The organism is Sphingobium sp. SA2 (assembly GCF_032227065.1).
Taxonomy (GTDB): Bacteria; Pseudomonadota; Alphaproteobacteria; order Sphingomonadales; family Sphingomonadaceae; genus Sphingobium.
This window is the reverse complement of the sequence record NZ_JAPMXX010000006.1, coordinates 621,591-639,559: the sequence shown is the minus strand read 5'-3', so window position 1 is coordinate 639,559 and position 17,969 is coordinate 621,591. Positions and strand designations below refer to the sequence as shown.

The following is a 17,969-nucleotide window of genomic DNA, read 5'->3' as shown; positions in this document are numbered from 1 at the left end:
GTATCTTGGCGACATAGTCGAGGGTGAGCAAGGAAGTGACGGCGGCCATCAGGCGGCCAGTGCTAGCGGGATGGTGAGCGGCACCCAGTTCCAGGGTAACAGCTCGTCGATCCTGTTGATCTTGTGATCGTGGATGCGATTGAGCAAGTCGGTGATGTATGCTTGTGGATCGAGACCGTTCATTTTGGCGCTTTCGATCAGCGTCATGGCGCGGGCGAGGGTTTCGGCGCCTGTTTCGGAGCCGGCGAATAACCAGTTCTTCTTGCCCAGGCATATGGGCCGGACAGCCCGCTCGGCAGCGTTGTTGTCGATGGCGACGCGTCCATCGTCGATAAAGAGGCTGAAGGCGTGCCAGCGCCCCAGGGCGTAGCGAAAGGCCTTCGCCAGGTCTCCCTTGGTCGAGATACGGGTGAGTTGCTTCTCGGCCCAGCTATGCAGAGCCTCAAGCTTGGGTCGGCTCAACTCCTGGCGTATTGCCTGGCGGATATCGGCAGGCTTGCCCGCGATCTTGCGCTCAATGTCGTAGAGTTGCCCGATACGCTCGAGCGCCTCGTGTGCGATCTCGGATTTTTGCGACGTCCAGATGTCATGAAAATCGCGTCGCCAATGCGCAAAGCAGGCCGCTTCCCGGAAGCGAGGCTCACCATCCGCGACGGGTTCGTAGAGCTTAGCATAGCCTTTGTAGGCGTCGGCTTGAAGAATACCGCTTGCGCTGCCCAAGTGCGCCAGCACGTGCTCGGCTTTCCAGTTGGGCGCATAGCGGTAGAGGACGCCAGGCGGCGCGGTGCCGGCCCAAGGCCGCTGATCACAGACATAGCCCCAGATCCGGCCTTGCATCACACCCTTGCCGATACCCTTGGCGCGTCGTTCCGGAGCCAGCACGCGGATCGGTGTATCGTCGGCGTGCAGGATGTCGCTGCCCAGGACCGAGGCCTCGATCCGGTCGATCACCGGCTGCAGGATCCGCATCGAGCGACCACACCAATCGGCCAGCGTGCTGCGTGGGATGTCGGCACCCATGCGCGCGATGATCTCGTTCTGCCGGTACAGCGGCAAATGGTCGTCAAACTTCGAGATCAGCACGTAAGCCAGGAGACTTCCTCCGGCCATGCTACCGGGGATCGGTCGGCTCGGGGCTGGCACCTGGACCATCTTCTCGCAGCAACGGCAGGACTTCTTCGGGCGGACGACTTCGATGACCTGGAGCTTTGCCGTGATCATCTCGAGGATCTCGCTCACGTCTTCGCCGACGAGACGCAGCTCGCCGCCGCACTCCGGACAGGTGCTGCCGGGGTCAAGTTCGTGGCGTTGGCGCGGCGTATCCGCCGAGACGCGTGGGCGCCGAGATGGACGCGGCCCAGGGGTGGTCTCGGCAGACGCGACCGCCGCTTGCGCCTCGGAATCGTCCAGGCCACTTGTCACGAGGCCCTGTTGCGCGACCGAAACAAGCACGTCTTCGAGAGCGAACTCGAGTTGCTCGATCTCGCGTTCGATCTTCTCGGAGGATTTGCCGAAAGCCTGCTTCCTGAGCCTGGCGATCTGCAAACGCAGTGCCTGGACGACCAGGTCATGGGCGCGCAGCGTCGTCGTCAGCTTCTTGTTCTGGGCCTGCAACTGGGCGATCAGCGCCTTGAGAAGGGCCGGGTCTTCGGGAAGATCGGATGCCGCGTTGAGCATGGCTTTTTATACAGGAAATCGGCCGCAAAGCCTAGCAGAACAGCCGCTTTTGCAGAAGAAAAGTTACCCCGCGCGTGTAGGCGGCGCACCCCAGTTCGGACGCCTCCAGTCGATCCCTTCCCACAGCATCGCGAGTTGGGCCGATGTCAGTCGCGCCGCCCCGTCAGCCGCAGAGGGCCAGGGAAAACGGCCGCGCTCCAGGATCTTGTAATAGAGGCAAAATCCCTGACCATCCCAGTAAAGCAGCTTCAGCCTGTCGCCGCGCCGTCCCCGAAAGGCGAATACGGCACCACTGGCCGGCTTCTGTCGCAGCACGGTCTGGGCCAGCATTGCAAGACCCGAAATCCCTTTGCGCATGTCAGTGACGCCGCAGGCGAGATAGACCCTTACGCCGGTGCCCGGTCCGATCATGCAGCTTCCACCGACCGGATAAGCTGGGTCAAGGCAGTAGCCTCGATGCCGGCATCGAAGCGCAGCCGCCGTCCTTGCGCCAGACACAGCTCGACGATCAAGGGCGAGACCACCACCCGGTCATCGAGCACGGGCTCCGCGCTCAGCATGGGCGCCCCGATATCAACCGGCAAAAAGGTCGGCCCGTCCGCCGCAGGCAGCAACCCTCGCTTCCTGAACAGATGGCGCCATTGATAGATCTGGCTTCGCGACACATCGTAGCGCCGCGCGACGCGCGCCAACGTCTCTCCGTTCATTCCCACAGCGGCGACGATCTCGAGCTTCTCCGCGTTGCTCCACCGACGACGCCGTTCCCGGCCCAATATCTCCACCGCCGTCCCTCGCTTTGGCTCAGGACGTCCATAACGACGTCCTTATGGACGTCTCTTACGCGCTCACATCACAGCAAGGCAGGCGGCCTCAACCGGTCGGTTACGATCGTCTGGCCAGGACAGCGACATCGTGCGAGCGCTGCGTCAAGGCGCATCAGACAGCGTCAGTCAGACCGGTCGGCAGATCGTTAGCCGCCAGCTCAACATTGCGCCGACACTCACTATCCGACCCGGATACCCGGTCCGCGTGATCGTCACCCGCGATCTGGTGCTCGAACCCTACGGAGGCTGACATGGCGAAGTTGAAACTCGGCCCGATCACCGATGACAAGCCGGTCAAGGTCTCGCTCGAACTGCCGGCCACGGTTCACCGCGATCTCGTGGCCTATGCCCAGGTACTCGCCCGCGAGACCGGAAGATCCATGGGCGATCCGGTGAAGCTGATTTCACCGATGATCGAGCGATTCATGGCGACCGACCGAGGATTCACGAAGGCGCGACGTGACGGTGAACGCGGGCGCCCGCCCGCTAGCTCAGGCTCGACGTCGCAGAATTAGCGATCAGTCCCGGCACTGCGACGGCGTTCGATCGTCGCGACATTGTTCTGGCCAGGCTCAGCAACCGCCGTAGAGCCGGATTATCATTGTGCGGCGACCAGATCGCGCAGAACGGCAGAATCTCTTCGCTCAGTGGGCGGTAGACGACGCCGGGAAAGCGCGCCGCGATAGTCGCTTCGCTGGTCAGCGTGAGGCCCTGACCCATGGCGACGAGATTCATGAGGTTGTCTCGACCGACACGGTAGCGTTCGACGTTGGGGTGGTGCCCAAGGTCAGCGAGGTGCTTCACCAGGTAGTCGTGGATCTCCGGACCCGGATCAGTCTCACTGACGATGAAGTGTCGGTCTCGCAGGCTCGTCCAAGAAATCTCGCGATTCCGAGACAGGCCGTCATCGTTTGGCAATGCTACGAAGACGCGCTCATTCCAAAGATGCGCCAGATCGCACCCGTCCGCGATCGGCTCACCAGTCAGGAAGGCGACATCCAGGTGATGTCGTTGGATCGCGGCGATGTGGCCGGAGGGCCCGCCTTCAATCAGATCGGGGCGGATGGTTGGGTTCGCCGCAGCATAGGCTCGGAGGAGATCGGCGAGAAAGCCGGATGCAAGCGACGAGAATATTCCGATGCGCACGGTGCCCGCTTCGCCGCGCCCAAACGAACCAACATCCATAGCCGCATGACCGATCTGAGTGATGGCCTTGCGAGCGCGGACGAGAAATCTCTGGCCGGCTTGCGTGAGGTGCACACCGCCATGGTGCCGAATGAATAGAGCCGCTCCGAGTTCATCTTCCAGATCGCGAATACACCGGCTGATGGCGGACTCATGAATCTCAAGCGCCTTCGCTGCGCGTCGAAAGCTCCCGCGCTCTGCAGCTGCAATAAAGTAGCGAAGATGGCGCAGCTCGATTGTCAGAGAACCACCTTCCTCGACTTAGAAGGTGCTCGCGACTCTTCCTCCGACACTTGGTCGGGCACTGTCAAAACTGGACCAAAGATCGCGCGGCCGACTTCCAGGGCCTCTTCCATCACCAACATGACGCCGTGCCGGGGTGACGACTGCTGATCAAGCCAACGCCGCAATTGCTCTTCCGAACAGAAGAAGGCGATCGACGGGCAACAAGACTTTGCCGCCGCACCTCCTTCATAGGCAAAGTCGTACCAGACTACGGCGCCAGCCGGCGACACGTTGCGCAAGGTACGACCCTCATCGCCTGTCGTCACCCGGACACTGCCACCGCTTAGCCGGCAGCGGGACTCGACCGTGACGTCGCTGCGATACATTCTGCCGACCCCGAGCGCGTCGATGGCGCAGAGGCTGTTCAAGGTGTGGCTCTTCAGTGCGACGTGGTGACCTGTCTGTGTCTCCGTGAAAGGGTAGGCATAGCGGATCGCGTCCGTGCCGGGTTCAAGGCCCAAAAGATCGCGCAATTGCAGCTTGTGCAGAACGACGCGCACGCGTTCCTCTGAGATGTCAGAGCAGGCGGCGATCTCGTTAGCGCGAGGCGACCGACCGTTCTTGGCGTAAAGGTCGAGGGCCATCCGCCACACCAGATCCTCATTCGGTTCGAGCGCCTGCGACCACTTGTCCAAAAGTCCCGCCCGCGCCGCCATGCGCCCGCTGAGCGCATGCCGTGCGGCCGGCGTGGTAACGGCCGACCAGTCCGGGCGGCATACGCCCGGCCTGATCTCGACACTGAACTCTTCCGATGTTGTCGCGTCGATCGCCATCACATCTTCCTCGACTGATCGTTTGGCCGATCGTCAGCCCGCGCAGCAGGACAGCTTCTTGACATCCCGGTCAAATGTCTGCGCCGCAAGCTTGAGCCCTTCGACTGTGGTCAAATACGGGAAGATCGTCTCCGCGAGGTCATCGATTGTCAGACCGCCACGAATCGCCATCGTCGCCGTCTGGATACTGTCCGCGCCTTCAGGCGCAAGGATGTGTGCCCCAAGCAGCTTGCGTGTGTCGCCGTCCGCCACAAGCTTGATCAGGCCGCGTGTATCCCGGGCCGCGAGCGCGCGGGGCACGTTGTCGAGCGAAAGCACGGAAGTGCGGACATTGTACCCGGCGGCGCGCGCCTGCGCTTCCGTGAGGCCGACGCTTCCCACCTGCGGATCGGTAAAGACTACCGCGGGCATCGCCGAGTTGTCGTAGCGGAGGCTGTCGCCGTTGAGCGCGTTCTTTGCCGCGAGCTTCGCGCCATAGGCCGCCATGTAGACGAACTGGTCCTTGCCCGTCACATCGCCGGCCGCGTAAACGCCAGCTTTGGAAGTGCGCATCCGGTCATCGACCACGATCGCGCCCACCGGCGTCAGGGCGATCCCTGCTTCCGGAAGGCCAAGGCTTTCGGTGTTCGGGGCGCGACCCGTCGCAACCAGAACCCGCTCGGCCGCGAGCGTTTCTGTGTGTCCTTCCCGAACCACCGTGAGCGCGACGCCCTCCTCGGTCCGACGGATCGACTCGTAGGTCAGACCGCCGACGACCTTGATACCCTCGTCGGCGAGATAACCGGCGAGGGCCGCCCCGATCTCAGGCTCTGCTTCCGGCAGGAGGCGGCTGCGGAAGACTAGCGTCACCTCGACCCCCACTCGAGCGAAGGTTTGCGCTAGCTCAACGCCGATGTAGCCGCCGCCGAGCACAATCATCGAGCGTGGCAGTGCGGTCAGCTCCAGCGCCGTGGTGCTATCGAGGATTGAGATGTCCGTTATGCCCGGGATCGCCGGCAACGCCGGCCGGGTCCCGGTGGCGATGATGATACGTTCCGCCGCGAAACGCTTGCCACCGGCTTCGACGCCACCATCGACGAGGCGGGCGCGGCCTTCATGATATGCGACGCTGTTGTAAGATGGCAGGAGATCGGCGTACTTCGCCTGACGCAGACCCGCGACCAGTGCATCCTTTTGGGCGACCTGCGCACCCCAGTCTGCCACCCGAGCCTCTGCGGCGATACCGGCGAACCTGGGTGCGGCGTTGGCGTGGTGCACCGCTTCTGCGGCCCGGATAAGGGCCTTCGACGGGACGCAGCCGACATTGACGCACGTCCCTCCGATCGTGCCGTGGCCGATCAACGCAACTTGCGCCCCTTGTTCGGCCGCCGTAATCGCGGCCGAGAACCCGGCCGAGCCGGCGCCGACGACAATGAGGTCGTAGCGGCCGTTCCCGTTCTTTGCGCTCGGAGCGCAGCAATCACTCATGACTTGAACTTTCCTGTGTTCTTATCCGTCTCACAGCAGTCGATGACGGCCGGGGTGGATACTTTGCGTCGGTAGAGCCCGATCCCGACCAGCCCGAGCGAGGCGACCAGAACCGGGATCAGGACATAATCGACCTTGGTCGCCAGCGCTGAGAGCCCGATCGCTCCCAGCGCAATCCCAAGGATTGGGGTCGCGCAGCAGAGCGCCGCCACGACCGCCCCAATGATGCCGGTTCGAAAAAGGGCGCGGCTATTCATTGCGGTCACGTCAGCGCGCGAGAGCCACGCTCTTCACGCCCGTCACGGTCGAAGGATAGCCTGCATTCGTGGTCGCCTGGGCCAGTGCCTCGGCCGTGATCTTCTCATCGTCGAAGGTCACGGTCGCCGTGGCCCGACCGTCCCGCTCCACGACCGCGACCTGGCTGACACCGGAGATGCGCGAGAGAGTTCTTTTTACGATTGGTGCACAGGTCACGCAGCTCACATTCTCAACCGCAAGCGTGGCTGTCCGAGGGGCGGCGTAAGCGCCTCCGGCGAGAGTCAAGGCGGCGACGGTCACTGCAGTGCGAATCAAGGTCTTCATGGTCACAAGTCTCCTGGTTTGAAAGGTTGCATCAGAGGTCGAGAAGGAACGGCACAGCGTAAGGGAACGCCATCGCTGCGAAGACGAGCACGGTCGCAGCCCACAGCCCGATTTTGGCAATCCGGCTCGCGCCCGGGCGAGCACAAGCACTACCTTCCGCGCAGTCCACCTTCGGTTGGCGGTAGACGCGCCAGAAGCCCACAGCGAGAAAGACAAGCGCTGCGACCACAAAGACGGGCTGGTAAGGCGCAAGCGCAGTCAGGTTTCCGATCCACGCCCCGCTCACGCCAATGCTGAACAGAACAAGCGGCAGTATGCAGCAAGACGATGCGCCAAGGGCGGCCAGGATCCCGCCCGCCATCAACAGTTTCTGCCCGCCCTGCGACGTCCCCGCTTCGGGTTTGCCGGTCAGCCGCGCCGGGGCCGTTCGAACATACTCACTCATTCCTTTTCTCCTCGATCTTTTCAAGATAGGGCCTGTAGGACCTACAGGTTCAAGTGTTATTTCAGAGCGAGGTCTGCGGCCTAGCACTGAAGGCGCCGCCGACAGGCGCCCTACCACCATAAGTTCGCAAGTGCGGCTCGATCGGTTACATGGAATGTTGATTTTCAGCGGGAGCTGAAGGCGCTTTCTAAGCGGAAGCAGAACCCGCAGCATGGCTTTGATCTCGGGAAGCGAAAGTCGCCTTTGCCTGCATTGCTCGCCGCGAGGCAGGATCGCGGGGCAGCCCTGCAACCGCAGTTCCCAAGGGACAGGCCGAGCCGCTGCGCTGGACAACCACCAAAGACCCGATCGACTCGGGCAACACGCGCGGGATGGCGCAGGCCCGAGACGGGCAAGACCCTCGCCCCCGCCGGTCGATGCTCACGCCGGCATAGTGGGCCAGACGAGATTACGTGTAGGGGACCATTTGACACCCGCTTTGATTGCCTTGCGGGGCCACCCGGGTAGATTTCGCAGAGGGCAATCCGCACCTACGAAGCGAATACCGGGCTGTAGAATCGTTATCCAATCACGATTTTCTCGATGGAATGGTCTGCAGCATATGTCGATTAAGCTCTTGGCCCAAGCGGAAGGCATCTTGGACGCTTACGATCTCCACGCCTTGATGCTTGGAGGCCCAATCTTTCGCCGTCACGACCGATGCAAAGAAATGGACGTGGCAACAGAATGACTGACGAATGTCCGCTGTTTCCTGCGGCAGGACCAACGACACTGCGGCGTCGGTCGGTGCGATATCCCGGATTTCGTTCGGCGAAACCGTGAGTGAAACTGGTGCTCCGGTTGCAGCGCAATGCGACGACACGCGCGCCGTCTGGCCAATGAGGGCCGGAAACATCAGAGTGTCCAGTGCGCACCAGGCGTATAGACGGCGGCCATCAATCTCGAAGATATGCGAAGTCTCGCGCAAGGTGAGGCCATAACCAACGATATTCCCATCACTATCGTACTCGGTACTGGTGGCCCGTTCGAGCACGGCATTCACTTGCTGAGCAGGCCAGTCGAGAGACATGGCAAGTGTCGTTTGCGAAACCGGACGCCCCTTGGCCAGCTCACGCAGCAGCACGACGAACAGCTGCCCGAACCCTTCGGGCTGATTAGCTGGCGCCAGACTTTCAGCAATTTCGGTGATGTAGCGTGTATGTTTCATAGCTATTTCCTTGGGATGCACAGCGCGAAAGCTGCTTTGCTTCTCTGTTTGACACCCGCTTTGATTGCCTTGCGGGGCCACCCGGGTAGATTTCGCAGAGGGCAATCCGCACCTACGAAGCGAATACCGGGCTGTAGAATCGTTATCCAATCACGATTTTCTCGATGGAATGGTCTGCAGCATATGTCGATTAAGCTCTTGGCCCAAGCGGAAGGCATCTTGGACGCTTACGATCTCCACGCCTTGATGCTTGGAGGCCCAATCTTTCGCCGTCACGACCGATGCAAAGAAATGGACGTGGCAACAGAATGACTGACGAATGTCCGCTGTTTCCTGCGGCAGGACCAACGACACTGCGGCGTCGGTCGGTGCGATATCCCGGATTTCGTTCGGCGAAACCGTGAGTGAAACTGGTGCTCCGGTTGCAGCGCAATGCGACGACACGCGCGCCGTCTGGCCAATGAGGGCCGGAAACATCAGAGTGTCCAGTGCGCACCAGGCGTATAGACGGCGGCCATCAATCTCGAAGATATGCGAAGTCTCGCGCAAGGTGAGGCCATAACCAACGATATTCCCATCACTATCGTACTCGGTACTGGTGGCCCGTTCGAGCACGGCATTCACTTGCTGAGCAGGCCAGTCGAGAGACATGGCAAGTGTCGTTTGCGAAACCGGACGCCCCTTGGCCAGCTCACGCAGCAGCACGACGAACAGCTGCCCGAACCCTTCGGGCTGATTAGCTGGCGCCAGACTTTCAGCAATTTCGGTGATGTAGCGTGTATGTTTCATAGCTATTTCCTTGGGATGCACAGCGCGAAAGCTGCTTTGCTTCTCTGTTTGACACCCGCTTTGATTGCCTTGCGGGGCCACCCGGGTAGATTTCGCAGAGGGCAATCCGCACCTACGAAGCGAATACCGGGCTGTAGAATCGTTATCCAATCACGATTTTCTCGATGGAATGGTCTGCAGCATATGTCGATTAAGCTCTTGGCCCAAGCGGAAGGCATCTTGGACGCTTACGATCTCCACGCCTTGATGCTTGGAGGCCCAATCTTTCGCCGTCACGACCGATGCAAAGAAATGGACGTGGCAACAGAATGACTGACGAATGTCCGCTGTTTCCTGCGGCAGGACCAACGACACTGCGGCGTCGGTCGGTGCGATATCCCGGATTTCGTTCGGCGAAACCGTGAGTGAAACTGGTGCTCCGGTTGCAGCGCAATGCGACGACACGCGCGCCGTCTGGCCAATGAGGGCCGGAAACATCAGAGTGTCCAGTGCGCACCAGGCGTATAGACGGCGGCCATCAATCTCGAAGATATGCGAAGTCTCGCGCAAGGTGAGGCCATAACCAACGATATTCCCATCACTATCGTACTCGGTACTGGTGGCCCGTTCGAGCACGGCATTCACTTGCTGAGCAGGCCAGTCGAGAGACATGGCAAGTGTCGTTTGCGAAACCGGACGCCCCTTGGCCAGCTCACGCAGCAGCACGACGAACAGCTGCCCGAACCCTTCGGGCTGATTAGCTGGCGCCAGACTTTCAGCAATTTCGGTGATGTAGCGTGTATGTTTCATAGCTATTTCCTTGGGATGCACAGCGCGAAAGCTGCTTTGCTTCTCTGTTTGACACCCGCTTTGATTGCCTTGCGGGGCCACCCGGGTAGATTTCGCAGAGGGCAATCCGCACCTACGAAGCGAATACCGGGCTGTAGAATCGTTATCCAATCACGATTTTCTCGATGGAATGGTCTGCAGCATATGTCGATTAAGCTCTTGGCCCAAGCGGAAGGCATCTTGGACGCTTACGATCTCCACGCCTTGATGCTTGGAGGCCCAATCTTTCGCCGTCACGACCGATGCAAAGAAATGGACGTGGCAACAGAATGACTGACGAATGTCCGCTGTTTCCTGCGGCAGGACCAACGACACTGCGGCGTCGGTCGGTGCGATATCCCGGATTTCGTTCGGCGAAACCGTGAGTGAAACTGGTGCTCCGGTTGCAGCGCAATGCGACGACACGCGCGCCGTCTGGCCAATGAGGGCCGGAAACATCAGAGTGTCCAGTGCGCACCAGGCGTATAGACGGCGGCCATCAATCTCGAAGATATGCGAAGTCTCGCGCAAGGTGAGGCCATAACCAACGATATTCCCATCACTATCGTACTCGGTACTGGTGGCCCGTTCGAGCACGGCATTCACTTGCTGAGCAGGCCAGTCGAGAGACATGGCAAGTGTCGTTTGCGAAACCGGACGCCCCTTGGCCAGCTCACGCAGCAGCACGACGAACAGCTGCCCGAACCCTTCGGGCTGATTAGCTGGCGCCAGACTTTCAGCAATTTCGGTGATGTAGCGTGTATGTTTCATAGCTATTTCCTTGGGATGCACAGCGCGAAAGCTGCTTTGCTTCTCTGAGGGTGAACCGGCGGCAGGTGCGATCTGGACCAGAATGCTCGCGCGTGGTCCAACACGAGCTAAGCGTCTTATTTTTCACCGGGCGCGGGGCGCTCTCCCTTCGCAAGCGCCTCGTCGAATGCTGACACTCCAGCTGCGCCGAGCTGTGCTCGCGCTATGTCTCGAAGTTGCTCATCGCGGGGCTTTTGATCGCCTGTGCGGGGCGCATCGGAACTGCGGATGAAACGTGCCTTGAGGATGTCGGCGAAGCTCACCGTCAGCAACCGTGCCTTGTCTTCGGAGAGCGCCACCTTCGTCTCGATTCGGTGCACGAGCCGGGCGGCGATAATATCGGCTTCCTCCATGCTGAGAGTGTCCACCTGGGCGCCTCGGTACCAAGCGGCGCCCGACCGGAATCTGGCCAGCTCCGTCGTCCGAGCTTCGCCCTGGAGCTCTGTCGCGACATCCTTCTCGAATATTTCCCGCAGGAGCGTGCGAACGGTTTTCGTGCGCGCCTCGCGGTTCCGGTCTGATCCCACCACGGCGAGCACGGTCCCGGCCCGGTTTATCCAGGCCTCAGCAATTCCCGTATTTTGCTCGAGTTCGAGGAGAACCGGTTTGGCGAGCCCGCCGCATGCGATCTCCGGAGCCGCGGGGCACTGCCAGGGGACTTGGAACAAGCTTATAGTCTCGGGTTGAACCCTCGACCTGCCCTCGTTGGCAAAGCTGGCCGTCGTCCACAGGACGCTAACCACCGCACAGGCCAAGGCGATGAAGGATTTTCTCATCTATTGTTCCTTTTCTCGAAGGTTCCATTGGAACTTCCACCGACGTCATTTTTTGCCGACATGCTGTAACGGTTGCGAGCGAGGTCTTCGGCTCGCGCTGCAGGCGCCCTACGAACATAAGTTCGCAAGCGCGGCTCGATCGGTTACATCGAATGTGATTGGGTCGCGCGAACTTGAGCGTGAGATCTTGAGCCGCCGACCGCCAGCGACGAAGCCGCCGCTCGAGCATGGCGCGATGCCACCGCGCAGCAGGATGGCGCTGCCCAACGGTGGTCCGCCTGAGCAAGACAGGCGACTCTCTGCGGCCCGCCTCACTCAGTGAATTTCGAACACGTCCCATGGCGCTAGCCGGACACTGGGGTGACCTCGATAAAGCCCTGGTTAGGGCTGGCTATCGCTCCCCGTTGTGTCTCAAGTAGCTTGCGCAGAAAAGCGGGGCACTGATGGTAACAAAACACCGAATGCTGCACGCCCAAAATACACGGCGTGTCCAGAAAGAATGGCACTTCGGCGAGGAAGTAGCGGGCGCCCATCTCAATCGCTGTGGGCGTCAAGGGGCCCTTTCGATCTGGGTGCTTCTCAAGCACCCATGCTGCACTCTCAAGACAACCTTCTCGGAACTCGGGATCGGAGGCGAAGAGGTCTTGATAACGAGCGTGCCCGGCTGAATAGTTGCGATGTTCATCGAGAACGCGACCGTTCAGCAATATGGTGCTGAGCTCGTCTTCTGCTTCTACGGTCGAAAGCGCGCGAGCGATCTTGTTCTCGAGGTAATTCGCTTGTCGTCGCGACTTCTTCTCCGCGCGTGCGGGAGAATACCCTAGCGCCTCGAGCGTGAGCGCAGCGGGTCTGTCAGGCACATAGAAGTGAAAGCCTGTAAAGTTTCGGCGCGCCCACCGGGCAAGCTCAGAAATCCGCATCTCTGAGAAGTAGCTGTTGAAGGGGCTGTTGCCGATGACAGCATGGGTTCGGCTGTCAAACAGCTCGGAACAACGCAAAGTTACGGGATTGGCGAGCATGCAAATTCCAGATGTCTCCAAGCGCCTCCGACAGGCGCCCATACGAACATAAGTTCGCAAGCGCGGCTCGATCGGTTACATCGAATGTCGGTTTCGACCGGAAGGTGCAGGCGATTTCTCCGCGAGGACAGAAACCTCGCGATGAACTACCAGCGCAGAAGCCGTTGTCCGAGCATGCCGCCGATCAAGCCGCACATCAGGATGGCGCTGCTGTACCAGCAGGCGACGAAGGGCAGAGAATCGTCGCCGCAAGCGAGGGCATAGGCGCTAGCGCTGACGCCCCCGGCTAGCAGCCCTGCGAGTGCGCCCGTGCGCCAGAGATCTGTGGGCGCCCCCCAGCGCAGCGCCAGCACCATCAAGGCGTAGGGCACCGCGGCCATAACCGGGATGATCACCAGGCACTTCGGCCACGCATGACCAGCAATCAAAGCTGCCCATTGTGCGCCAGGTGTTACGTAAAGGTCCAGCGCCGCCAGCAACACGATTCCGACGAAAGGTAGCGCCGCCACAAGGTTCGACGACCGTCGTGCTTGCCCCGGCCTGGCGAACCGGAGCAACAACAGGAAGGCGGTGGCCGCCACTCCAGCCGCAAATACAAGCTTCAGCAAGAGAAAGCCAAGAGCGTGGGGTTCTCGAAGGTCGGGCCGCAGGCCGAGTGTCAGGCAGATCGCGGCGACAGCCGCTAGGCTTCCCGCTGCGAATGCGAGGCCTAAGGCGCGTGAGGCGCGACGATAGTCAACGGGTTTGAGATCGACCGTCAACCGGTTGATCAGATCAGCGGTCTTCACGCCACAACCTCCCGCCGATGGCAACAGTCATCGCCTTGAGTCCCCGATGGATCCGGACTTTCGCGGCCGCCTCAGTAATGCCTTCACGAGCGGCGGCTTCGGCGACGCTTCGTCCGTCGAGTTTGACGTCGCGAATGACACGCTGGCTATGTTGGGGAATCGTCGCAAGCAGTTTTTCCATATCGATTCCGGACTCCACCGCCGTATGATCGAACCCGTCCGACATTGCCTCGGCTGCGTCGAGCGGCCCCTCGGCATGAGCCATCTTGCTCCGGCGGAGATGGTCGATAAGCTTGTAGCGTGCGATCGCGTACAGCCACGGCGTGAAGGGCTCGGAGGGATCATAGGTATCTCGTCGGGTGTGCACCGCCAATAGCACTTCCTGGACGACGTCCTCAGCATCGGCGACGTTCCGTCCCATTTGGGTCAGCTTGCTCCTCATATAGGCGCGAAGCAGCGAGCTCAGCTGTTCCAGGAGAGTTCGGTAAGCCGTCGCATCTCCGAGCTGGGCTTGTTCCATCATCAGCCTGAGGGCACCTTCCTGACGTTTCATCCCCGGCTCAGGAGCGCACTGCTTACAATGCCTAAGGTAAGACCGAAGCCCGCGTGTCCGACGGCTTCCCAGATGAAATTCGCAACGGTGTGGGACCCCATTGCGAAGACCATGCCGGGATAAATCACCAGCACGAGGTAGGGTGTCGCCCATTTCCATCCCCGTCCGCCAAACAGCATCAGGAACGAGAGGCTGAACATGATCCCGCTCCAATAATGCCAAGCGTAGCCCAGGGCGACGGTCGCTCCTCGGCTAAGAGAGGAAACCCGCTTATGCTCTGCGGTGGGCCCCGCCCCTGGTTGATGGTCCTCGTGCGGAGCTGCCGAGCCGTGTGGATCAGTCGGGCTCGAAACAGGCGGCGCGGCTTGCTCGCGCATGGGACTGGTCCCGTATTCGTCGGCATGCATGGACCCATGGCCCCCGGGCGCAACTTGCCCTGTGAGGCGCCGCCCAAAGTCGAGCGCCTCGTCCATGGCGATGACGCCGGCGCTCATCCCCGCCACCCTGCTGGCGTCGTAGGTGGCGGTTGCCATATAGCCCGCCAGAAGAGCCACGATGACTGTCCGGACGAAGCGTTGGTAACCGGTCCGTCTGGCCAGTGCGACGGAGGCGATGGTGAGCAGGATCGACGCCAGCCAGAAGATGGGTCCGATGGTCGACATCGGCACCCCCCATTTCAGGTCAAGGATCAAGGGAAGAGGCCCGATCACGCACGCCGCAAGCGCCAGGATGCGCGGCAGCCAGAAGCCCCTGGACTTTCGACCCTGTCGAAAGCCATCGAAAATAGAGCCGTCGAAATTGGCAGTAACGGCGGCCATATTCAAATCTCCCCCATGATCAGTGGTCGGGCCGCGCCGCGCGGCTGAAACGCGCCGTCGCCTTGGGTTTGAGTGGCGTTGAGCCCGGCTTAAACTTCACGACGCCGTCGGGGAGAGGCCGCGCGCAAGCTTCTTCTTCGACTCAAGCCCGCTGAGCTTCCAGCAGACCAAGGTAGAAGTGGTATTCGAGGAAAGCCGCCGTTCCTGCCACTAACAGCGGCTTGTAGGGCGCGAGCGCCGTCAGGTTCGCGATCCACGGCATCGCTCCGATGCCGTGGCTGAAGGTGATCTGCAATCCGATGCCGCAGGACGAGGTGGCCACCGCACCGAGGAATACCGCCGACGGCAACCAAGCGCCGCCGCTCCACAGCGACGTGTTGCGACGCGTGCAAATCCGCGGTGGCAGCCGTTGTCGCCGCCGGTGCGGGGTGCGATGCATTCATCAAGTCAGACCTTACTCCCGTTGCCGAAATTCGATTCGAATCGTATGATACGGGCTGTAGTCACTACAGGTGCAAGAAGGAAATTCGATGAGCGGTCACGCAGCAGTAAAAAGCCTCCAGAGGGGAGAGCTTGCCGAACGGACGGGCTGCAATATTGAGACCGTGCGCTACTACGAAAAGATTGGCCTCTTGCCAGAGCCGCCGCGCACCTCGGGTGGCCATCGTGCCTACAGCTCGACGCACGAACGGCGCCTTCGCTTCGTTATGCGAGCTCGCGAACTTGGCTTTTCCCTGGAAGAGATCCGTGAGCTTCTGCGGTTGGCCGAAGAGCGCGACCGACCATGCGCCGAAGCTAGCAACGTAGCAGCCACCCACCTTCAGGACGTGCGGACGAAGATCGCCGATTTGAAGCGCATGGAGGGCGTGCTCAAAAACGTCGTCGTTCAATGCGGAGACGGCACGCAGCCGGAATGCCCGCTCATCGAGACCTTGTTCCGCGAACCTACGGCCAGATCGGCAAAGCCACGGACAAAAGCGGCGAGAAGTCCCCGTGGCCATAGCTAAGGCGCCATACCTCGCTGTACAGTCTTCACCCGATGGGACAGCTTAGTGACCGTGCGTGCGGCCCAAACGGGAGCAGCTCGTGCCTGGTCCCCTGTGACGTATGAGCCGCCATTCCATCTGGCCTGCTGAGCGTGGCTGCGGGTTAAATTTCTCCGCGGGAACGCTGAGCTCGCCAGTTCAGTCTTTCGGCATCAAAAAAGTCTCAGGCGCGTGGAACCTGTACCCGCTACAGGTGTGTTTCCAATTTTATGGTAGCTACGGCCATCTCCTTGAGCCGGGCAAGCATAGCATATCCTCAAGCGGACTGGTCGAAATCATGCCCATGAGCACACAAAGCAATTCAGGCGGGAAGATAATGGTTTTCGCGGTCTTGCATTTCATCTGCTGTGGGCTGCCTTTGTTGCTGCTCTCCGGCGTATCACTCGCGTTTATAACACCTTACTGGCCGGTAGCCGCTGGAGTTCTAGCCCTACTCGGAATAGTCGGCTTCGTCTGGTACTTCAAACGCGGCTGTGCCTCCTGTCCCCGCAATGAGGGCCGCCGCGTCATTAACCCGAAAATTTAACTGGATGAAAGGAAGCTGTCATGGCTCAGCAGGTCGAGATTGGTCGCCCCGAAGGGAAGACGTCCTATAGCGGATACGCCGAACGCTACTACGAGCAGGCCCGGAGCCAGCGCCAGACGCTCTCGGCCAGCGAATATGTGGCGGTGACCGAGGGATACCTTCGCGAGTTCGTGTGCATGGGCCAATGCAATCTTTACCTCGGGTCGGCCAAGGATGCGAAGATCAAAGAGTCTATCAAGATTTATCTTGAGGACGTCTGCAATCCGAACATCCAGGAGATGAAGAAGATTCTTGACGATGGCGGCTACGCGCTGCCCGCTCCCATGGAGGAAACGAAGGGTCCGGATGATATTCGCGAAGTCGACATGAACGCCATCAACGACCGCGCCATCGTGATCGCGCAATGGTTCGCCATCCGTGGATTCATGACGCTGTGGGACAACTTCGCGATCATGAGCCAGCGCACCGATGTGCGCGACGCCTTCATTCGCAACTATCATAGAGCCAATCGCTGGCACGTGGCGATATATGAGATGGCTCTAGAAAGCGGCCACCTGAAACCCCTTCCTATCGTCGGCAACCACCATGTCGGTCATCCCGGAACGAGCCCGTGACGCCGGAGCTCGGCTTAGGGCACCGAACCGAGAGTACCCGGCCGCAACGCACATGCGAAGTTTGCTTGGCCATCTGGCCTACAGCGCCGCATTGGCTGCCGCAGCCGAAGAGTTTCTACGCGTTGGCTGACCGCGCCGGCGAGCCGCGTCATCCTCAGTGAGGAACATGTATGAGAGACCGAGCACTTCAGGACTGCCGGGCATTCGTAACGGGCGCTAGTTCGGGCATCGGCGAAGCGATCGCCCGGGCCTTCGCCCAGGCGGGCGCGTTGGTTCTCGTCAACTATAGATCGGACCGCGAAGGCGCCGAGCGAGTAGTTGAAGAGATAAATACATGCGGAGGCAGCGCGATAGCGATTCAGGGAGACATGTCGATTTCTGAGGATTGCAGCCGGTTATTCGATGCGGCGGCGAACCAGTTCGGCGGCCTTGATGTCGTTGTCGCCAATGCTGGTATTCAGCGGGACGCCCCGTTTACAGAGCTGACCTTGGATGACTGGCGCATGGTTATCGACGTCAACCTGACGGGCCAATTCCTTTGCGCGCAGGAGGCCGTCAGGCGGTTTCGTAAACAGGGGCTTCGTCCCGACCGCTCACCCGCGCTTGGCAAGATCATTTTCACTAATTCCGTCCACCAAACAATACCTTGGAGTGGACATGCCAGCTACGCCGCTGCGAAAGGCGGACTGAAACTGCTCATGGAGACAATGGCGCAGGAACTAGCGGCGGAAAAGATCCGGGTGAATGCGATCGCGCCAGGTGCGATCAAGACGGCCATCAACAAGAAGGCATGGGAAACCGAGGCAGCGAGGGAGAAACTGCTCAAACTCATTCCTTACGGCCGGATTGGCGAGCCAGAAGATGTGGCCAAGGCCGCGGTGTGGCTGGCTTCCGATGACTCCGATTATGTCGTGGGCACAACCCTTTTCGTGGATGGCGGGATGGTGCTGTATCCCGCCTTTCGGGAGGGCGGCTAAC

The 17,969-nt window shown here is 60.6% G+C and carries 24 protein-coding genes; 5 read left to right on the top strand and 19 right to left on the bottom strand.

Features of this window, described 5'->3' with window-relative positions; translation table 11 throughout:
* Positions 1–48: 48 nt before the first annotated feature.
* The 3 genes from tnpC to tnpA all read right to left on the bottom strand — a co-directional run bounded on the left by tnpC (position 49) and on the right by tnpA (position 2,459).
* Positions 49–1,677: an IS66 family transposase gene (gene tnpC / locus OVY48_RS10690; RefSeq protein WP_313921664.1), complete on the bottom strand. Its 1,629-nt coding sequence runs from the start codon at positions 1,675–1,677 to the stop codon at positions 49–51.
* 63 nt (positions 1,678–1,740) lie between these two features.
* Positions 1,741–2,088 (bottom strand): IS66 family insertion sequence element accessory protein TnpB, encoded by a 348-nt coding sequence (tnpB, locus tag OVY48_RS10685; protein ID WP_096064158.1) that lies wholly within the window; start codon positions 2,086–2,088, stop codon positions 1,741–1,743.
* Positions 2,085–2,459 carry an IS66-like element accessory protein TnpA gene (gene tnpA / locus OVY48_RS10680; protein ID WP_313921603.1) on the bottom strand — a complete coding sequence of 125 codons (375 nt, stop codon included), beginning with the start codon at positions 2,457–2,459 and terminating at the stop codon, positions 2,085–2,087. The genes tnpB and tnpA overlap by 4 nt, the downstream gene beginning before the upstream one ends.
* Before the next feature lie 67 nt (positions 2,460–2,526).
* On the opposite strand from tnpA, the gene OVY48_RS10675 reads away from it, so the two are divergent.
* Complete coding sequence (locus OVY48_RS10675; RefSeq protein WP_409593669.1) at positions 2,527–2,751, top strand: TrbI/VirB10 family protein; 225 nt, start codon at positions 2,527–2,529, stop codon at positions 2,749–2,751.
* 1 nt (position 2,752) lies between these two features.
* Positions 2,753–3,016: a DUF2274 domain-containing protein gene (locus tag OVY48_RS10670; protein WP_069612011.1), complete on the top strand. Its 264-nt coding sequence runs from the start codon at positions 2,753–2,755 to the stop codon at positions 3,014–3,016.
* Here the strand turns inward: OVY48_RS10670 and OVY48_RS10665 are convergent.
* The 16 genes from OVY48_RS10665 to OVY48_RS10590 form a co-directional block, all read right to left on the bottom strand.
* Positions 2,988–3,896, bottom strand: coding sequence for a LysR family transcriptional regulator (locus OVY48_RS10665; protein WP_313924752.1), 909 nt, complete (start codon positions 3,894–3,896; stop codon positions 2,988–2,990). The two genes, OVY48_RS10670 and OVY48_RS10665, sit on opposite strands and share 29 nt — an antisense overlap.
* A gap of 29 nt (positions 3,897–3,925) precedes the next feature.
* Positions 3,926–4,744 carry an organomercurial lyase gene (gene merB, locus OVY48_RS10660; RefSeq protein WP_313922828.1) on the bottom strand — a complete coding sequence of 273 codons (819 nt, stop codon included), beginning with the start codon at positions 4,742–4,744 and terminating at the stop codon, positions 3,926–3,928.
* Between the two features lie 33 nt (positions 4,745–4,777).
* Positions 4,778–6,211: a mercury(II) reductase gene (gene merA / locus OVY48_RS10655; RefSeq protein WP_069612007.1), complete on the bottom strand. Its 1,434-nt coding sequence runs from the start codon at positions 6,209–6,211 to the stop codon at positions 4,778–4,780.
* Positions 6,208–6,468 carry a mercury resistance system transport protein MerF gene (gene merF / locus OVY48_RS10650; protein WP_151606893.1) on the bottom strand — a complete coding sequence of 87 codons (261 nt, stop codon included), beginning with the start codon at positions 6,466–6,468 and terminating at the stop codon, positions 6,208–6,210. Before merF ends, merA begins: the two co-directional genes overlap by 4 nt.
* A gap of 10 nt (positions 6,469–6,478) precedes the next feature.
* Complete coding sequence (locus tag OVY48_RS10645) at positions 6,479–6,793, bottom strand: cation transporter (RefSeq protein WP_151606895.1); 315 nt, start codon at positions 6,791–6,793, stop codon at positions 6,479–6,481.
* A 31-nt stretch (positions 6,794–6,824) separates the two neighbouring features.
* Positions 6,825–7,238, bottom strand: coding sequence for a mercuric transporter MerT family protein (locus OVY48_RS10640; RefSeq protein ID WP_151606897.1), 414 nt, complete (start codon positions 7,236–7,238; stop codon positions 6,825–6,827).
* Between the two features lie 568 nt (positions 7,239–7,806).
* Positions 7,807–8,445, bottom strand: coding sequence for an organomercurial lyase MerB (gene merB, locus OVY48_RS10635; RefSeq protein ID WP_031383073.1), 639 nt, complete (start codon positions 8,443–8,445; stop codon positions 7,807–7,809).
* Positions 8,446–8,595: 150 nt separating this feature from the next.
* Positions 8,596–9,234, bottom strand: coding sequence for an organomercurial lyase MerB (merB, locus tag OVY48_RS10630; protein WP_031383073.1), 639 nt, complete (start codon positions 9,232–9,234; stop codon positions 8,596–8,598).
* Positions 9,235–9,384: 150 nt separating this feature from the next.
* Positions 9,385–10,023, bottom strand: a complete 639-nt coding sequence (gene merB / locus OVY48_RS10625) for an organomercurial lyase MerB (protein WP_031383073.1) — start codon at positions 10,021–10,023, stop codon at positions 9,385–9,387.
* Between the two features lie 150 nt (positions 10,024–10,173).
* Positions 10,174–10,812: an organomercurial lyase MerB gene (merB, locus tag OVY48_RS10620; protein ID WP_031383073.1), complete on the bottom strand. Its 639-nt coding sequence runs from the start codon at positions 10,810–10,812 to the stop codon at positions 10,174–10,176.
* A gap of 116 nt (positions 10,813–10,928) precedes the next feature.
* On the bottom strand, positions 10,929–11,627 hold the full coding sequence (locus tag OVY48_RS10615) for a hypothetical protein (RefSeq protein ID WP_313922827.1): 699 nt from the start codon (positions 11,625–11,627) through the stop codon (positions 10,929–10,931).
* A 344-nt stretch (positions 11,628–11,971) separates the two neighbouring features.
* Entirely contained in the window at positions 11,972–12,646 is a 675-nt protein-coding gene (locus OVY48_RS10610; RefSeq protein ID WP_313922826.1) for a tRNA-dependent cyclodipeptide synthase, read from the bottom strand.
* Between the two features lie 146 nt (positions 12,647–12,792).
* A complete protein-coding gene (locus OVY48_RS10605; RefSeq protein WP_151606905.1) occupies positions 12,793–13,434 on the bottom strand; it encodes an NrsF family protein in 642 nt (213 codons plus the stop codon).
* A complete protein-coding gene (locus OVY48_RS10600) occupies positions 13,421–13,987 on the bottom strand; it encodes a sigma-70 family RNA polymerase sigma factor (RefSeq protein WP_151606907.1) in 567 nt (188 codons plus the stop codon). Before OVY48_RS10600 ends, OVY48_RS10605 begins: the two co-directional genes overlap by 14 nt.
* A complete protein-coding gene (locus OVY48_RS10595) occupies positions 13,984–14,805 on the bottom strand; it encodes a hypothetical protein (RefSeq protein WP_151606908.1) in 822 nt (273 codons plus the stop codon). Before OVY48_RS10595 ends, OVY48_RS10600 begins: the two co-directional genes overlap by 4 nt.
* A 142-nt stretch (positions 14,806–14,947) precedes the next feature.
* Positions 14,948–15,244 carry a hypothetical protein gene (locus OVY48_RS10590; protein ID WP_151606910.1) on the bottom strand — a complete coding sequence of 99 codons (297 nt, stop codon included), beginning with the start codon at positions 15,242–15,244 and terminating at the stop codon, positions 14,948–14,950.
* A gap of 91 nt (positions 15,245–15,335) precedes the next feature.
* Between OVY48_RS10590 and OVY48_RS10585 the strand changes: the two genes are divergently transcribed.
* From OVY48_RS10585 to OVY48_RS10575, 3 genes are all read left to right on the top strand, one after another.
* Positions 15,336–15,812, top strand: coding sequence for a MerR family transcriptional regulator (locus tag OVY48_RS10585; RefSeq protein ID WP_151606912.1), 477 nt, complete (start codon positions 15,336–15,338; stop codon positions 15,810–15,812).
* A gap of 585 nt (positions 15,813–16,397) precedes the next feature.
* Entirely contained in the window at positions 16,398–16,991 is a 594-nt protein-coding gene (locus OVY48_RS10580) for a DUF3231 family protein (protein ID WP_151606913.1), read from the top strand.
* A 170-nt stretch (positions 16,992–17,161) separates the two neighbouring features.
* A complete protein-coding gene (locus OVY48_RS10575; protein ID WP_151606915.1) occupies positions 17,162–17,968 on the top strand; it encodes an SDR family oxidoreductase in 807 nt (268 codons plus the stop codon).
* Position 17,969 lies beyond the last annotated feature (1 nt).

Bases quoted from the DNA above. Each gene is read 5' to 3' on its own strand.
- OVY48_RS10645 (WP_151606895.1), bottom strand. From the start codon at position 6,793: ATGAAGACCTTGATTCGCACTGCAGTGACCGTCGCCGCCTTGACTCTC.
- OVY48_RS10595 (WP_151606908.1), bottom strand. From the start codon at position 14,805: ATGGCCGCCGTTACTGCCAATTTCGACGGCTCTATTTTCGATGGCTTT.
- OVY48_RS10590 (WP_151606910.1), bottom strand. From the start codon at position 15,244: ATGCATCGCACCCCGCACCGGCGGCGACAACGGCTGCCACCGCGGATT.
- merA (WP_069612007.1), bottom strand. From the start codon at position 6,211: ATGAGTGATTGCTGCGCTCCGAGCGCAAAGAACGGGAACGGCCGCTAC.
- OVY48_RS10580 (WP_151606913.1), top strand. From the start codon at position 16,398: ATGGCTCAGCAGGTCGAGATTGGTCGCCCCGAAGGGAAGACGTCCTAT.
- OVY48_RS10585 (WP_151606912.1), top strand. From the start codon at position 15,336: ATGAGCGGTCACGCAGCAGTAAAAAGCCTCCAGAGGGGAGAGCTTGCC.
- merB (WP_031383073.1), bottom strand. From the start codon at position 8,445: ATGAAACATACACGCTACATCACCGAAATTGCTGAAAGTCTGGCGCCA.
- OVY48_RS10615 (WP_313922827.1), bottom strand. From the start codon at position 11,627: ATGAGAAAATCCTTCATCGCCTTGGCCTGTGCGGTGGTTAGCGTCCTG.
- merB (WP_313922828.1), bottom strand. From the start codon at position 4,744: ATGGCGATCGACGCGACAACATCGGAAGAGTTCAGTGTCGAGATCAGG.
- OVY48_RS10575 (WP_151606915.1), top strand. From the start codon at position 17,162: ATGAGAGACCGAGCACTTCAGGACTGCCGGGCATTCGTAACGGGCGCT.
- tnpB (WP_096064158.1), bottom strand. From the start codon at position 2,088: ATGATCGGACCGGGCACCGGCGTAAGGGTCTATCTCGCCTGCGGCGTC.
- OVY48_RS10670 (WP_069612011.1), top strand. From the start codon at position 2,753: ATGGCGAAGTTGAAACTCGGCCCGATCACCGATGACAAGCCGGTCAAG.
- merB (WP_031383073.1), bottom strand. From the start codon at position 10,023: ATGAAACATACACGCTACATCACCGAAATTGCTGAAAGTCTGGCGCCA.
- merB (WP_031383073.1), bottom strand. From the start codon at position 9,234: ATGAAACATACACGCTACATCACCGAAATTGCTGAAAGTCTGGCGCCA.
- merB (WP_031383073.1), bottom strand. From the start codon at position 10,812: ATGAAACATACACGCTACATCACCGAAATTGCTGAAAGTCTGGCGCCA.
- tnpC (WP_313921664.1), bottom strand. From the start codon at position 1,677: ATGCTCAACGCGGCATCCGATCTTCCCGAAGACCCGGCCCTTCTCAAG.
- OVY48_RS10610 (WP_313922826.1), bottom strand. From the start codon at position 12,646: ATGCTCGCCAATCCCGTAACTTTGCGTTGTTCCGAGCTGTTTGACAGC.
- OVY48_RS10640 (WP_151606897.1), bottom strand. From the start codon at position 7,238: ATGAGTGAGTATGTTCGAACGGCCCCGGCGCGGCTGACCGGCAAACCC.
- merF (WP_151606893.1), bottom strand. From the start codon at position 6,468: ATGAATAGCCGCGCCCTTTTTCGAACCGGCATCATTGGGGCGGTCGTG.
- OVY48_RS10600 (WP_151606907.1), bottom strand. From the start codon at position 13,987: ATGAAACGTCAGGAAGGTGCCCTCAGGCTGATGATGGAACAAGCCCAG.